Source organism: Sphingobacterium phlebotomi, assembly GCF_008180195.1.
GTDB classification, from domain to species: domain Bacteria; phylum Bacteroidota; class Bacteroidia; order Sphingobacteriales; family Sphingobacteriaceae; genus Sphingobacterium; species Sphingobacterium phlebotomi.
Genome location: NZ_VTAV01000005.1, coordinates 1 through 14261 on the forward strand (window position 1 = coordinate 1; position 14261 = coordinate 14261).

The 14261-nt window shown below is 40.4% G+C and carries 16 protein-coding genes; 5 read left to right on the forward strand and 11 right to left on the reverse strand.

The window, feature by feature from the left end:
• Positions 1-440 precede the first annotated feature (440 nt).
• Positions 441-659 (reverse strand): hypothetical protein, encoded by a 219-nt coding sequence (locus FXV77_RS09445; RefSeq protein WP_148918987.1) that lies wholly within the window; start codon positions 657-659, stop codon positions 441-443.
• A 310-nt stretch (positions 660-969) separates the two neighbouring features.
• Complete coding sequence (locus FXV77_RS09450; RefSeq protein ID WP_246162390.1) at positions 970-1584, reverse strand: nuclear transport factor 2 family protein; 615 nt, start codon at positions 1582-1584, stop codon at positions 970-972.
• A gap of 425 nt (positions 1585-2009) precedes the next feature.
• Between FXV77_RS09450 and FXV77_RS09455 the strand changes: the two genes are divergently transcribed.
• Both FXV77_RS09455 and FXV77_RS09460 read left to right on the forward strand, forming a co-directional pair.
• Positions 2010-2330 carry a hypothetical protein gene (locus tag FXV77_RS09455; protein ID WP_148918988.1) on the forward strand — a complete coding sequence of 107 codons (321 nt, stop codon included), beginning with the start codon at positions 2010-2012 and terminating at the stop codon, positions 2328-2330.
• Positions 2331-2874: 544 nt separating this feature from the next.
• Entirely contained in the window at positions 2875-4122 is a 1248-nt protein-coding gene (locus FXV77_RS09460) for a hypothetical protein (protein ID WP_148918989.1), read from the forward strand.
• Positions 4123-4381: 259 nt separating this feature from the next.
• Here FXV77_RS09460 and FXV77_RS09465 read toward each other — a convergent pair whose 3' ends face one another.
• The 5 genes from FXV77_RS09465 to FXV77_RS09485 form a co-directional block, all read right to left on the reverse strand.
• Positions 4382-4807, reverse strand: coding sequence for a nuclear transport factor 2 family protein (locus tag FXV77_RS09465; protein WP_148918990.1), 426 nt, complete (start codon positions 4805-4807; stop codon positions 4382-4384).
• A 469-nt stretch (positions 4808-5276) separates the two neighbouring features.
• A complete protein-coding gene (locus FXV77_RS09470) occupies positions 5277-5915 on the reverse strand; it encodes a hypothetical protein (protein WP_148918991.1) in 639 nt (212 codons plus the stop codon).
• Between the two features lie 57 nt (positions 5916-5972).
• Complete coding sequence (locus tag FXV77_RS09475) at positions 5973-6350, reverse strand: (deoxy)nucleoside triphosphate pyrophosphohydrolase (RefSeq protein WP_148918992.1); 378 nt, start codon at positions 6348-6350, stop codon at positions 5973-5975.
• Between the two features lie 132 nt (positions 6351-6482).
• Positions 6483-7376 (reverse strand): hypothetical protein, encoded by an 894-nt coding sequence (locus FXV77_RS09480; RefSeq protein ID WP_148918993.1) that lies wholly within the window; start codon positions 7374-7376, stop codon positions 6483-6485.
• On the reverse strand, positions 7363-7938 hold the full coding sequence (locus FXV77_RS09485; protein ID WP_148918994.1) for a YqiA/YcfP family alpha/beta fold hydrolase: 576 nt from the start codon (positions 7936-7938) through the stop codon (positions 7363-7365). The genes FXV77_RS09480 and FXV77_RS09485 overlap by 14 nt, the downstream gene beginning before the upstream one ends.
• Positions 7939-8227: 289 nt before the next feature.
• Here FXV77_RS09485 and FXV77_RS09490 point away from each other — a divergent pair, with 289 nt between their 5' ends.
• The gene (locus FXV77_RS09490; protein WP_148918995.1) at positions 8228-8476 is read left to right on the forward strand and encodes a hypothetical protein; all 249 of its coding nucleotides are present in this window, start codon (positions 8228-8230) and stop codon (positions 8474-8476) included.
• Between the two features lie 77 nt (positions 8477-8553).
• The gene (locus FXV77_RS09495) at positions 8554-9435 is read left to right on the forward strand and encodes an AbaSI family restriction endonuclease (RefSeq protein ID WP_148918996.1); all 882 of its coding nucleotides are present in this window, start codon (positions 8554-8556) and stop codon (positions 9433-9435) included.
• An 8-nt stretch (positions 9436-9443) separates the two neighbouring features.
• Here FXV77_RS09495 and FXV77_RS09500 read toward each other — a convergent pair whose 3' ends face one another.
• The gene (locus FXV77_RS09500) at positions 9444-9710 is read right to left on the reverse strand and encodes an NUDIX hydrolase (protein ID WP_148918997.1); all 267 of its coding nucleotides are present in this window, start codon (positions 9708-9710) and stop codon (positions 9444-9446) included.
• Positions 9710-10192: a very short patch repair endonuclease gene (locus FXV77_RS09505; RefSeq protein ID WP_148918998.1), complete on the reverse strand. Its 483-nt coding sequence runs from the start codon at positions 10190-10192 to the stop codon at positions 9710-9712. Before FXV77_RS09505 ends, FXV77_RS09500 begins: the two co-directional genes overlap by 1 nt.
• 280 nt (positions 10193-10472) lie before the next feature.
• Between FXV77_RS09505 and FXV77_RS09510 the strand changes: the two genes are divergently transcribed.
• The gene (locus FXV77_RS09510) at positions 10473-10715 is read left to right on the forward strand and encodes a hypothetical protein (protein ID WP_148918999.1); all 243 of its coding nucleotides are present in this window, start codon (positions 10473-10475) and stop codon (positions 10713-10715) included.
• Here the strand turns inward: FXV77_RS09510 and FXV77_RS09515 are convergent, their stop codons facing one another.
• The gene (locus FXV77_RS09515; protein WP_148919000.1) at positions 10716-13865 is read right to left on the reverse strand and encodes a DUF3427 domain-containing protein; all 3150 of its coding nucleotides are present in this window, start codon (positions 13863-13865) and stop codon (positions 10716-10718) included.
• A complete protein-coding gene (locus tag FXV77_RS09520; RefSeq protein ID WP_148919001.1) occupies positions 13856-14242 on the reverse strand; it encodes a (deoxy)nucleoside triphosphate pyrophosphohydrolase in 387 nt (128 codons plus the stop codon). Before FXV77_RS09520 ends, FXV77_RS09515 begins: the two co-directional genes overlap by 10 nt.
• Between the last annotated feature and the right edge of the window lie 19 nt (positions 14243-14261).

Sequence of the window (14261 nt, forward strand, 5' to 3'; positions counted from 1 at the left end):
TTTCCTGCGTTCTTTTTTCATTTTCAACTGCTAATTTAAACATTTATGCAGTTGTCCAGTATTTGGGTAGTATGATAGAATATCCTTAATATCTTGCGGCAGAATGCACGTGAGTTTAGCTTTCTTGGTTTTTCCCTGCGTGCTAATCGTATATTCAGAAAAGTACTGCACCTTTCTTGTCTGGCTGAACGCATGGGTAAACAACAAACAGAGTGCTGTTAGAAAAAGACTTCTAATGAAGATTGTTTTTATTTTCATAATTATAAGAGTTCATTAACAATTGGCAAATCCGCCTCTGCCCAATCATAGTTTTTTAATTCATCGTGAGAAACCCAGATGGCCTGCGCATGCTCGGCAATAGCTAACGAACCATACACTTAGAGTCCTGAGACAGCAGTATCCGTACTACGAGATTAGCACCAAAAACGACATAATTAGTTTTATTTTTTAAAAATGGCGTCTACAGAGTTTATATCAAAAAAACTTGATATAAGTCTATCTTGGCCTGCTTCATTTCTGTAAAATTCATACGTTTTACCTGGTCTTCCCCCAACTGTTTTTATAAATAGGCATGCCTTCTCTATATTAATAATTGCTCCAGACTTAAATACAACAATAAAGTCTCTAGGTGCTGTACATCGATTAGTTGCTTCTTCCATTTCGATTATATTTTATTTAAACAATCATTTCTTTCATTACATCAATTTTTATACGGGAACGAGCTCTTTCAATTTCACTATCAAAAACAACAAAAGATTTTAAAGGGTCGTAACCTTTACCCAAAACTGTAGATGTAATTTTTATTACCTAAAAATAATCATTTTTTTCTCTTCTGCAAAATCGCGATCAATTACTATCCACCAGTTTTATCGTGATTTGGTCGAATATTCATCCGGCTTATATACCATAAAAAATCCTAAAGCATGGAGCCTCAGGATTTTTACTAACTAAACAAAAATCTAAAGTCTTTTACGGATAAGTTGTTTCCACTTTGCTTACTTTCCAGCCGTCTTTGCCCTGGTTCAGCGTGATGTAATCTACGCGGGTGAAGTTATCAAATGCCATTGTTGCTTTGGCTACGCATACCTTTCCGTCCTGCGATAGGATCTCGTAGCTGCTCCGGCAGTCATATTTGTTACCCTTGTTGGCTTTCAGATATTTGATGTATTCCTTTTTGCCCGCACGGTCGTTGTTGTTCACGTTGCTGTACTGGAAATCATCGGCAAAAAGAAACTTGTTCAGGTCGATGCTACCCACGGTCACAGCTTCCATATAGGAGCCAATTACCATGTCCGATTCCACGTTTTTTAAAGGATTGGCTTTTTCCGAAGCAAAGGAGCTTAGGGATGTTACCATGATCAATGCTGCTGCGATAGTTCTCCATGTAGTTTTCAATGTCGTTTTCATATCTGTAGTTTTTAATGTGATGTGTATATTATTTTTTCTATTTCTTATTTGATATCTCAAAGGTAGGGCAGCGGGTAGATTTACCGAATAACGATTAGACCAAGCTCCGGCATTTCTCGGTAACTGCGGTAAAAATATCGGTGAATGCGCTATGCATATATCTACTTGTCTGTTCATACCAAAAGAATTGCAAGCCAGCTGCCAAAGTATTCAATACGCTGTTTTAAAGGTGTTTGTGTTTTTTAGGGGGATTTCCGGCTGTTCACCGTCGGACAGCCGGTGTCCGGTACTGAACAAAAAATCCTGAAGCGGGGAGCCTCAGGATTTTTAACTAACTAACCAATTATAAACCTAAAATTATGAAGTACAAATATAACGACTAAAGCACGCATTTCGTTTCTAGTAAGTGTATATTTAACACATATTAACAAGAGCCCGGCCTATAAGTAGTATTGGTTTTACTCTTGTAGCGTTTAATCTAGGGGTGCCGTTTATATTTTTATACGGCGCCTATATGTGAAATACATCTATGGCATTATTGCTACATATTATTAAAAAACAGCTTTCATTATAGATTCTAAAAAGATTAATTATTATTTGAAATGAAAAAACTATATTTTTTGATAGCCATCTTTACCATCGCATTACATGCATGTACCAAGGAAAAAGAGCAGGATCTAGGTGATGTGCCTGATTCCCTGCGGCAGTACATGACGGAAGGTTGTACATGTGACCCTCGAATAGGGCTTTTTAAATGGAATGAGCGTGTACTATATGTGCATTGGTACATAGGCCCTGCGTGCAACACGATTTCGAGTTATTATGATGAAGAAGGCAGCAAACTGGATCTGACGGCAGAAGAGCAGCATCTCTTTTGGGAACAGAAAGAACTGGTGAAGATGATCTGGGTGTGTGGTGAATGAATTAGCACTTACCGTCGTTTGGAGAAGTAGAAGTCACCCAACCACCATCTTCGCTGATGCCGTCCAAAGGTATTCAGGGATAGGTTCTTCCAGCTTCCACTGAATAGACATCGGTTTCTATCCCGTATGGCTTAGCCTAAATCCACACAAGGAATCTCTTCAAATCCAATCTTATCGATTTTCATCTCTAGAACTTTAAGATATGCTTTCATATTAAGTTTGGGTGTATACGCGCGAGAATTCAATTTCAAGATCCGTATGGCATTAGAACCCGTCATGGATTATGAATATATGGAACTGAACAATAAACAACGTCGCGAGATTGAGAAACTTCATAAAAAACGTAAAGTAGAATAATACGGATCTCCACGGAATAATTAATCTACGCGGGTAAAGATATCAAATGCCATCGTTGCCTTGGCTACGCACATCTTTCCTTAGGGCACGTAATCTGGTCAATATTGATTTTGCGGCGCTACGTCAAGAGAATTTGTGATTACTTATATATTTCTTATATTTATCGATAATCAATACTAACTATCTCATGACAGATAAAGATTCAAGTCAAACTATTACGTATTCCGTCGCTTATCGTGTCGCTTTAATTTGCCTGTTTATTACCATAATAGCGGTAATAACCTTGTTGCTTATACCACTACTTGGGTATCCACTTCCTATACCAAGAGGTTCGGAATTGGTAGCCATTTTGCTTATAGTCATACTATATAAATTTTTCAACTACACCCGTTATGTTTTCCGTTGGAGCGCCGTGCTATATCGAAACGGGATCGACGTTTTCGATCCGAAGCGCGGAAAACTATCCTATCGTTGGGAAAGAGATTTGGTGAGCATTGGAGATTTCAATTTGAATCTACTCGTCATCTTCCCTGGAGAAGATAAAAAGCGAGATTATTCTTATAAAATTAGTAAATGGATAAGCAGGAAACGGTTAATTGTCCAATCCAATATAGAATATGCCAAGAATGGGAAGAACGAAAAACTCAAGATCAGTGTGCAACAGCGAAAAGTGGTTATGGACGAGACACAGCAGATGTTTGATGATTTTTTTAAAAAGCATAAGTATAATCTGCCCTTTCTCGCCTATTGTCTTTCGTTGGGCACGACGGGTCTCACATGTGCCTATACCCTAATCGATATTTTATATTTTAAATTGTGGGTTGCCGTTGTTTTATGTGTAGCGGTAGCGCTGCAAATTACGCTCGTTATCCAATACAGCAGGCTGTTTGCCCAGAAGCCACTAGCAAAGCTTTGGGGTGCAACATTTGTGTCCGTAGCTGTGTTTACGTTCATTATGTTTGATAATGTGCATGCCGAGCGTGAATTGTTATTTTTCCAGTGGGGAATTGTGTTTGGGTTGGTCGTTACACTATTTATTGTCGGTTTTGTACTGTATCACGGTAGGTATATATCCAGCATATACAATTGGATACTATGTTTAGCTGTGTTTGTATTATTCAGTTTATACTGTACTTCTGCTTTAAAGCTTGCCAATATGTTTGATGCCGGAGAAACTTTGCGATGGGAGCAGGGTACGACACGTTCGGTATGGCCTATTCCTATTATTATACCCGGAAATGATCCTGATTATATCAAATTTGATAATACTGCTTGGGGAACGAGAGGTATGGGGTTGTTCTTTTCCGATGAGATTAAAGAAAGTATCGCCGATGTCCGGGTCGAGGTACGGATATTTAAGGGGAGGCTTGGCGTACCGTGGTTTTATAAGAATTACCACGAAGATCAGAGCGATAATGCAAGGTTAATAAAGTAACATTATGCATAGGGCAATCATACGAGGAAATGGCCTGTTTCCAAGCAAATGGTTAATAGCCCGGGAGGCTCTTGTCGTATAGGCGGAGACGGATATTTTTCGCGCAGAGTGCGCGGCATAGTATCAGGAACTTGCGAAAGGAAAATATAAATATGACTGCTTATTTTTTATACACACTCCCTTGGGTATAAGCTTGGAAAAAATCAAAGCCTGCATCCGCAGGCTTTGCTAACTAAACTAAACAAAAATCTAAAGCCTTTTACGGATAAGTCGTTTCCACCTTGCTCACCTTCCAGCCGTCCTTTCCCTGGTTCAAGGTGATATAATCTACGCGGGTAAAGTTATCAAATGCCATTGTTGCCTTGGCTACGCATACCCTTCCGTCTTGCGATAGGATCTCGTAGCTGCTCTTGCAGTCATATTGCATTCCCTTGTTGGCCTTCAGGTGTTTAATGTATTCCTTTTTGCCCGCGCGGTCGTTGTTGTTCACGTTGCGGTACTGGAAATCATCCGCAAAAAGGAACTTGTTCAGGTCGATGCTACCCACGGTAACCGTTTCTAGGTATGTATTCAGAATCATGCTTGATTCCACGTTTTTCAAAGGATTGGCTTTTTCCGAAGCAAACGAGCTTAGGGATGTAACCATGATCAAAGCTGCTGCGATAGTTTTCAATGTCGTTTTCATGTCTGTAGTTTTTAATGTTTTATATTTAATATCTATTATTTCTTATTTGATATCTCAAAGGTAGGGTAGTAGGCTTATTTACCGAATAACGATTAGACCAAGCTCCGGCATTTCTCGGTAACTGCGGTAAAAAAATCGGTGAATGCATTTCCATGACATCTGTCTATGCAACAGAGATTCCGGCGAAGTTTTTTACGAGCATCTTGGGTTCTGAAGAACATCTCCAAAATGGATAAGCTGCCTACCTATCTCAAATAGACGAATTGCGATAATAACAAAAAATCCTGAGGCGGGGAGCTTCAGGATTTTTACTAACTAACCAATTATTAACCTAAATTATGAATTGCTAAAATATTATCAATTCTTGTGCCTTTCTCCTGATATAACAGCATTTTAACATATCTTAACAAGTTTCCCGTTCAGTAAAATAATAATTCCCTAACAACCGGCATATCCGCTTCCGCCCTGGTTAGGCCTTGCTTGCTTCTTTGATTATCTCTTCAATAAAATCAAAGTTAGCTAGTTCGCGTTTAATTTTATACGGATTGATTGTTTTATCTACTCGATAAAGTACATGTTCCCGAATCTCGCTCTCTGAAAATATCGAACAGATAATAGTATATTTATCCGTCAAATCGATTTTTGAAAGTAGATGGTTTACACCGAAATGACTCCCTCCACTGGACAATATCAGTATATCTGCTTTTGCGGCGGATAATTCCATTTTTTCTTCTTTTATTTCGATTAAGCGTTCATCTTTCGAGAATACCTCGATCAATTCTTTCTTGCCTTTACAAAAGGTCTGCCATAAAAAATAACTGTATTTCTCTTTTATAGGTAGAGGTCTTCGTATAGACTTCATTTTTTTAGCTCTAGAGAGCAGATACTCGTGTGCGCTAGCGACGGATGCAAACATCGGCTCATTCATCGCCTCTACCAGCAATGATTCATCAATTGGATAATTTTTTGGTAAAAAAGTAGCAGCAGATCTGATCATCTCTTCTTTTTTCTCGGTGTAAGCTTCAAGAGGATTAACGTACCTTTCTTCTTTTAGGTTTAATTCGGTGCCTTTCCAGGACCGTATAATTCGTTGAATAAATTCTTGCATATATTTCGGCTTATTTGTACGCTGGTGCAGTAAAGTTAAGATGTAAATGTTGCAATTTCAACTAGTAATTTCCTTTACTACCGGCACATCCGCCTCTGCCCAATCGTAGTTTTTTAAGTCATTGTAAGAAACCCAGATGGCCTGCGCGTGTTCGGCAATAGCTAGCGAACCACCAGCCCATTTACAAAGAAAAGGGTAGAGGCGGAGCGAAAATTCAGGATATTGGTGTTCTACCACAGTAAGCGCCGATCCAACTTCAATCGCCAAGCCCAGTTCTTCCCGGATTTCTCTTCTGAGACAATCCTCTTTGCTTTCGCCGTTTTCAATTTTGCCGCCCGGAAATTCCCATTTCAGCGGAAGTTTCATCCGCTCGGATCGTTGGCAGATCAAAATCTTATTATCATGTTCTATAATGGCACAGGTTACGTGAAGCATGAGGTAAAGGTAAGAGTTTGTGATAGCTTTATAAAGCAAAAGACACGCCCTGGGACGCTGTTCAGATGGGTAGCGTGGCGTGTACTGTTGATGCAAATGTAGGTACTTCTCTCTAGAACTACAACTGGCAGATCATATTTCCAGCACCATGCCATATGTTACGGTATAGTCCATCCAGAACGCATCAATTACAGGTAATTCTCTTCGAGGTAAATGAATCATTTTAGCCAACATACTCATCGAATAACAAGAAGGGGTTTTGTGAAATTTTTCAGGGCAGCTGAAATACCATTTGTTATTTTCCATGCCAAGTCTGAACAACTTTACCCAGTCTATGTAGCTTTCCCAAAAAGGATTACCGCTATAAGAGAAATTATCTTCATTTACGCGTCTATTGATCGTAAAAACACTGAGTCGTTGATCTACATTATCTTTTGTAATCCAACCTTTACCATAGAGCTCCGCACATACGTTGCGCTCCAGTTCGATGATGCGTTTCAGCTTCCTTTCAGCCTTTATCAACTCTTCATTCAGTAACGCATACTTTTTAAAATAAGGCATCCTATGTCGATAGCTTAGATTTGTATTTACACCTATTTGGTAATCAATTTTTACCCCGATCACTATTTTATTTATGGTGGATATATCTTTCCTTGATAATTCAGCACGATTACATGTCAGCGATTCCCAAAACGGGGAAGCCCAGCCGTAACCGGAATCTATATAATAAGTATCCCACGCCTCTCTGTATTCTGCATCCTCTATATACAAGGGCATGTATGTCATCCCTTTCGTTTCAATTATTGGCTCATGGTAAGCAGTAGCGCTTTTCAGATGTGCCTTATGGTTCGGGCTGTATGCTTTAACCACCTCATCAAAGTTGTAGTCAAGTAAAATTCCTTCATTTTCCAGCAATTCAACAAACCCTTTCAGTTTGCTATATAACTTAATAAAACCAGCTTCATTTTTCCTGAGTGTATTGTTAATCCGTGTAAGTCGATTCTCTACTTTTTTATTGTATTTCATTTCTCTCTTCCGTTAGTTGTATATGGTTGCTTTTGATCCTATTATGGGAGTCTATATACCGATCGATATGCGGTAGATAGCGTTCGAAATGCAGAAGCTGATGAACATCATCAACGATCAATCTGCTGGTCCCGGGCCCATAGGTAATTAACGAATGATCAATGACCACATCGTTGATGCTGGTTATGGACAAGCAATCATCTACCTGCCTTATATTCTGCAAACTCTCTAAGAGTCTTTCGGGAAAAGGAAACGTGGCAATTCGCTTATCGATTGATAAAAGCGGATTAAGGAGGACCAACGTTGCTTTAATATTGTTCTGCGTTAACAAATCTCTCATCTGGCAAGCGTAGTTTCCACCAGTGGAATCCCCAATCAGTATAACTTCCGGTTCACTAAGCAATCGTTTGAAGATGTTGAACATCAGGATTCGGAAATCGGTATGTACATTCCATTCCGCGCAGAGCAATTCATAATCGTCGCCCAGATGATCTTTTAGCAAACGAAACTTGCGGGAATTTTTGCTTGATCCCAATCCGTGAAAATAAATCAGTTTTTTCATTTTGTGTTTTTTTAGGAGAATGATACTTGCCAGAGGCACAAAATTTCCGTAAGATTAAAAATGTATTTTATTCGACTGATTGATAGGTGAATAATTTTACCGCCCCGGGTGGTGGATACTACTATCTGTTAAATCCGTATATTTGTCTTGGTCTTGATTTATTTCAAATATTCTAGTTTATGGGAGTTTTTTATAAACCTGTAAGTCAGGGTCTAAAGAATTTTTTTTCGAATTAGTGAAATATCATTGAATATCTGAGTAACATTTTTTTGTATTAAAAATAATTACTATGATTATTCAGCTAAACAAGGTGATTTCAGGAGGTCAGACCGGAATTGACCAAATCGCACTGAAACTGGCCAGGGAATACTGTATCAATCCAAATGACGATGCACTGTTAGCGTTTATTGTAGACAATGGAATCCAGGTACTGAATGTAGCCGGCAATAAACAAAGCATACTTACGCCAGCCGACGAGCAAATGTCGAGAGAAAGGCTTCGGAAGCTGTTTGGGTCAGTTAACCTAAGCAAATCTTAATATTGAAGTATCAAATTTTTAATTTGAATGCACAAGAGCATTAAAAAAAAGAAAGATATATAATAGCAAGCAACATTATGAAATTATTAGATTATAACCTAAATCAACTCCGTCGTAGTTTTGGAAAAAAATACGAAAATTATGTCGTCAGTAGAATTTTACATAAAGTCGGCGATGAGGCGGATGATATCCAATTCATCACACAGCAATATGTAAAGAGACCTACCGGTAGAGCATTAACGGATCTTTACTTCCCGCAATTCAATTTACACATCGAGATCGACGAGCCAGCACACGGAAAGTTTAAAGACGAGGACTTGGCACGTGAGATGGATGTCATAGAGGCAGCGGAAGGACACGAATTTAGAAGAATCAATATCGAAAGTGTAAAAGGAGATATAAAACTGTTCAACAAAAAAATTGATGAAATAATTCAAGAAATCCTCAAGTTACGCCAATCCGACGCTTTTGTTCCTTGGCATTCTGAAGATGAGTTTAATGAGAAGATAATTGTTTCATCAGGTAAGTTAGCTGTCGAGGATAGGCCTAGATTTCGTACAATAGCGGCGGCAGCTAATCTCTTAGGACAAAATGTTAATGGTATGCAGAAATCCTTTTTTCGGAGTAAAAAATATCCGGGCTATAAACTTTGGTTTCCTAAATTCTATAAAAATAGCCTCTGGGATAACAAATTGTTAGATGAAGTGGAAGTTCTTCAGGAGCACGATCTGGAATTTGGTGATCTAATACAAGAGAAACCTCTGAGTCTGGAAAACGCTTCCCGCCATTTTCAAAAACTGATAGACGAAAGAGATCGTCGGATTGTCTTCCCAAGATTCGTCGACAATCTAGGTGTCGTCGTTTATCGATTTATGGGTGTTTACGAAGTGGATACCGCGCTGTCGTCTGTACATGGTGGGATGATTTATAGACGAATATCAAAAGAGTTTAAATTGTGAAATAGAGCTTAATTTAATTTTGCAAGTTCATGGCGGATAAACCCATCAACCGGTGCGTCCGCCTCCGCCCAGTCGTAGTGCTGTAATTCGTTTTTATCCACCCAGATGGCCTGCGCATGCTCGGCAATAGCCAGCGAACCGCCAGTCCATTTACATAGGAAAGGGTAGAGGCGGAGCGGAAATTCCCATCTCAGCGGAAGCTTCATGGAAGCAGAGCGTTGACAGATTAAGATTTTATTATCATGTTCTATGATGGCACAGGTTACGTGAAGCATTACCTAAACATCCTCCGCGCCTCCAAGAACAGCTCAATCTGGTTGATCACCTTCGGTAGGTTTTTCAGGATATCTTGCGACCAAAAGCGGAAAACCGTGTATCCCATATTCCGTAGGGCGCGGTTCGCCAGTTCGTCCTTCTGCATGTTGCGTTCTATCTTCGGTATCCAGAACTGGCGGTTGGATTTAATCTGGGCCTGCCTTTTCTTCCATTCGAAACCATGCCAGAATTCGCCATCTACAAAGATGGCAAGCTTATATTTCTTGATGACGATATCGGGAGACCCCGGTAGGCTCTTGTCGTGCAGGCGGAAGTGGATATTCTTTGCCCACAGTGTGCGCCGTAGGATCATTTCGGGCTTCGAGTTTTTACCCTTGATGCGGGACATGATATGGCTACGCTGCTTACTGGTATAGAAGCCTGCCGATTCCTCAAAACGCGGAACCTTAATCCTATGTTCCTCCTCATCGTAGCTTTGCATGACGTAAATTTACGTAAAAACTAGCATGTAATGGAAGAACGGACCTAACGCTTATTTTGTTTTTCGCTAAAATCTGTTGCCGTTAAACCTCCGTACTAACCGCTAACGACAAATCTTTTACGTAAATCTCGCCTATATTGCCGGCCCCACCGTGACGATTGCGAACCAATACGACAAAAACGCAGATGGCTGTATGCTCTTTTGACACCCCTATGGCCCCATTGCTCACGCTTAAAAGTACTTTTGATTATAACAATCATAAATCGAAAACACTAACATTATGCGGACATTAAAATTTGATCAGACCTCTTATTTAATAAGAACCATAAGCAGTCCAGCGTTTGGAGAGGTAGATGTCGCTCCAGCTTCATTGAACGACAAACTAATGGATGAAACAGGCGGTTATACTTCAGAAGAAGCCCGCCTAATAGATGAGCAGATCTTTTTCTATGTTGATGATGCTGTGATGCATTATGATGATGACGATTTGATCAAGTATCTCGAGGAAGAGGTTTTGTTATAACTACCCAACCACCATCTTCGCCGACGCGGTCCAAAGATACTCAGGGATAGGTTCTTCTAGCTTCCACTGAATAGACATCGGTTTCGATCCCGTATGGCTGACGTAGTGGGCAGGGCCTATAAACACATAACCTTGCGTAAAACCGTCCGCATCGTGGATAGCTTCCCTCACAAAAAGGAGGATCTTCTTTCCGGTTTCATTTTGGGTGATATAGGACAGACCTTTATCCGAATAATCAGCCGTTTGGTTTTGCGACTGCCAGTGGAACAACAGCTCATTGATGGCGTAGTCATCATATAAAGTGGTAGGAGAGAAGTCCTCCTCACTTTTCTTCAGATTGATAAATAACGCTTCTGTGTTTAGCGCTTTATTCAACGCTACCCCTTCCCGGTTTGAACTTTTCTTTCCCAGTGTACTTAAGCGCATGGCAACCAATATTTGTTCCCTAGTATAACATGCGTGGATCTGTAAAGGAAAAGAATAGCCCAAATCCACACAAGGAATCTCTTCAAATCCAATCTTATCGATTTTCACTTCTAGAAATTCCTTCATCTCCGCCACCAAATCCTTATTCAAGCCGATGATTTTTATCGATTCTTCCAAAGTCATTTCATCAGAAGCCGTCTGATAAAAATCATAGTGTAGCATAAGCGCCATCAAGCGGTTTTCCTCGGTCGGTGCAAGTTGGGTCAAATCAAAATCAACGTCAATCAAAGCGATTAGAAACCGGAAGTAACTAAGCGATTCCGTCACAATCCATTTTTTCGTTAACATCGCCTTATAACGATCCAGATTTGCACTATCCAAGCCCGTGCCGAAAGCCTCCGCACAAAGTGTAGAGAATAGGTGATGTTTATAAATGTGCTTGAGCTCCAGATTATAAAACTTTAAGAAGTTTGCCAATGTAAATGGCTTGTCCGTATGATTACGAAATCCCTGGATTCGCGCTACCAATTGGCGCTTACCTAGCTGTGTAGCTTTCCTGATATTATCGAGGATATATTCTTTTGCCTTTTTCTCCAACACAATCGAACAACCTAGCGGTAGATGCGGAAAATCCCGCTCAATTTCCGATAATACCGTTGTATTTGTTTTGCCTATTAGCGCCCTAAACTTGTTCTCGAAATCATACTCATCCCGCGCATTCCCTACGAAATCCAATACGGTCAATATATCTTTGTTATCATGGAGACGAAGACCGCGACCGAGCTGTTGTAGAAAAATGGTCAAGCTCTCGGTTGGCCTTAGAAATAATACGGTATCAATTTCTGGAATATCTACACCTTCGTTTACGATATCTACTACGAACAAATAATGAATATCTTTTCGTCGGAGTGCATTTAATACATCCGCTCGTCTACTTGCATTCTCAGCAATTAGATAGTCCGCTTGCAACCCGGCGTCGTTAAACTTACGCGCCATAAACTTTGCATGATCCTGGCTCACGCAGAATCCAACAGCACAAACGTCGCGGTAATCTTTCGAGTAGGTTACGAGATTTTCGATAATATTAGCCACACGCGTATCGTTTGACGTATAGATATTACTCAGCTGTTCCGTATCATACCGACCATTTCTCCAGGCCACACTGCTGTAATCGACATTATCCGAGATACCAAAATATTGAAACGGGCACAGTAATTTATTGTTCAGCGCATCCGGCAACCGAATCTCCGCTGCGATGCGGTGGTTGAAGTCTGGCAAAATACTCTTGCCGTCCATACGTTCAGGCGTAGCGGTCAAACCTAAAAGCACTTTAGGCTTAAAATATTCCGTGACCTTTTTATATGTACTAGCTTCGGCGTGATGTACTTCATCGATAACGATATAATCATAATAGTGAGCAGTGCAGAAGGTAGCAAAATCCAATCTGCTCAACGTCTGAATGGTGGCGAATACATTGGTTTTGTTTCGAGGTTCATAACCATCTCCGTAAAGCTCGCCAAAGTTAAATTCCTTCAATACATTTCGAAACGTGTGCAAAGACTGTTTTAAAATCTCAATACGGTGCGCTACAAACAGCAGTTTGGCGTTCGGATTCTTTCTAAGAAAATTCTTAAAATCGAATGCGGAGATCATCGTCTTTCCCGTGCCTGTCGCAGCTACTACGAGGTTACGGCAGGAGCCATGCACATCCCTTTCCACCTTTAGCTTTTCTAGAATTTCCGCTTGGTAATGATATGGCTTTATATCAAAAAACTGAACGATTTCGTCTGTACTTTTTCCTAGTTTATTTTGTTTCAATGCTTCGTCCAGACGGACCAGTTTCTCCGGTGTATACAGCTCAAACTCCGCATTGTTCCAGTATGACTCAAACGTCTTCTGAAACTTATCAATGATATGCGGTATCTCTGCCGTTGTTACCTTCACGTTCCATTCCAGCCCATCTGTCAATGCCGAGCGCGAAAAGTTGGAAGAACCGATATATCCCGTATGGAATCCCGTGTTGCGGTAAAAAAGGTAGGCTTTCGCGTGTAGCCGCTCATTTGCTGTGTTGTACGATACCTTTATCGTTGTGTTTTTAAGCTTGGAAAGCTCTTCAATCGCTTTTGCATCCGTGGCACCCATGTAGGTTGTGGTAATTACCCGGAGTATACCACCCCGATTGGTAAACTCTTCCAATGCATCTTTTAGGATCACAATCGCTTTCCACTTGATAAAGGAAACCAATAGGTCTACGCGATCGGCAGATCGGATTTCCTTTTTAAGTTCACCATCCAGAGAAAGACCGACATTCCCGCCCGTGAACAATTCGCTTTGTGTCAGTCGTGATAATGGTGTAATTTCTTTTAGTTGTAAACGGATGTCGGTATAATCAGAATGCAATTGATCTAATACACCCTGTAAAATACGCCCTTCTGCATCAAGCAAATCCTCTTCAAAGTTATATTGGCTAATCTGCTGTGTAAGGTACCTCAGTAGATTATTCGATATCTCTATTTGTTTAGCAACTAGGAGATCCTTTTTCTCTACTTTTATAGCCTTCAACGCATTCGCAATGGCTTTATTCAGATGTGCACTCAAATAAAAGACTGCTTCTTCGCTGTCCAACTTTTTGTCGTCCGCAATAAAATAATGATTACGATCCAGCTGGGAAAGACGCTGTTCGAGTTGTTCGGTGATTAAGCTCTCGTATATCCCTAACTCCATAATTGCATGATTTCATTCACAATAGGCACATCTGCTTCTGCCCAATCGTAATTTTGTAATTCACTTTTATCAACCCAGATAGCTTGCGCGTGTTCGGCAATAGCTAAAGAACCGCCAGTCGGTTTACATAGAAAAGGGTAGAGGCAGAGTGAAAGTTCAGAATAGCGGTGCTCCACTGCCGTGAGCGCGACTCCGACTTCAATTTCCAATCCGAGCTCTTCCCAGATTTCTCTTTTCAGGCAATCTTCTTTGCTTTCGCCAGATTCAACTTTGCCGCCGGGAAATTCCCATTTCAGCGGAAGTTTCATCCGTTCGGATCGTTGGCAGATTAAAATTTTATTTTCGTGTTCTATGATGGCACAGGTTACGTAAAGCATAATGCGTTAAATATAGCAA

What these genes read in the sequence shown, in the direction of transcription:
- FXV77_RS09505 (WP_148918998.1), bottom strand. Translation starts at nt 10,192, where the DNA reads ATGCAAAGCTACGATGAGGAGGAACATAGGATTAAGGTTCCGCGTTTT.
- FXV77_RS09520 (WP_148919001.1), bottom strand. Translation starts at nt 14,242, where the DNA reads ATGCTTTACGTAACCTGTGCCATCATAGAACACGAAAATAAAATTTTA.
- FXV77_RS09470 (WP_148918991.1), bottom strand. Translation starts at nt 5,915, where the DNA reads ATGCAAGAATTTATTCAACGAATTATACGGTCCTGGAAAGGCACCGAA.
- FXV77_RS09475 (WP_148918992.1), bottom strand. Translation starts at nt 6,350, where the DNA reads ATGCTTCACGTAACCTGTGCCATTATAGAACATGATAATAAGATTTTG.
- FXV77_RS09500 (WP_148918997.1), bottom strand. Translation starts at nt 9,710, where the DNA reads ATGCTTCACGTAACCTGTGCCATCATAGAACATGATAATAAAATCTTA.
- FXV77_RS09460 (WP_148918989.1), top strand. Translation starts at nt 2,875, where the DNA reads ATGACAGATAAAGATTCAAGTCAAACTATTACGTATTCCGTCGCTTAT.
- FXV77_RS09490 (WP_148918995.1), top strand. Translation starts at nt 8,228, where the DNA reads ATGATTATTCAGCTAAACAAGGTGATTTCAGGAGGTCAGACCGGAATT.
- FXV77_RS09465 (WP_148918990.1), bottom strand. Translation starts at nt 4,807, where the DNA reads ATGAAAACGACATTGAAAACTATCGCAGCAGCTTTGATCATGGTTACA.
- FXV77_RS09485 (WP_148918994.1), bottom strand. Translation starts at nt 7,938, where the DNA reads ATGAAAAAACTGATTTATTTTCACGGATTGGGATCAAGCAAAAATTCC.
- FXV77_RS09515 (WP_148919000.1), bottom strand. Translation starts at nt 13,865, where the DNA reads ATGGAGTTAGGGATATACGAGAGCTTAATCACCGAACAACTCGAACAG.
- FXV77_RS09450 (WP_246162390.1), bottom strand. Translation starts at nt 1,584, where the DNA reads ATGAACAGACAAGTAGATATATGCATAGCGCATTCACCGATATTTTTA.
- FXV77_RS09495 (WP_148918996.1), top strand. Translation starts at nt 8,554, where the DNA reads ATGAAATTATTAGATTATAACCTAAATCAACTCCGTCGTAGTTTTGGA.
- FXV77_RS09455 (WP_148918988.1), top strand. Translation starts at nt 2,010, where the DNA reads ATGAAAAAACTATATTTTTTGATAGCCATCTTTACCATCGCATTACAT.
- FXV77_RS09480 (WP_148918993.1), bottom strand. Translation starts at nt 7,376, where the DNA reads ATGAAATACAATAAAAAAGTAGAGAATCGACTTACACGGATTAACAAT.
- FXV77_RS09445 (WP_148918987.1), bottom strand. Translation starts at nt 659, where the DNA reads ATGGAAGAAGCAACTAATCGATGTACAGCACCTAGAGACTTTATTGTT.
- FXV77_RS09510 (WP_148918999.1), top strand. Translation starts at nt 10,473, where the DNA reads ATGCGGACATTAAAATTTGATCAGACCTCTTATTTAATAAGAACCATA.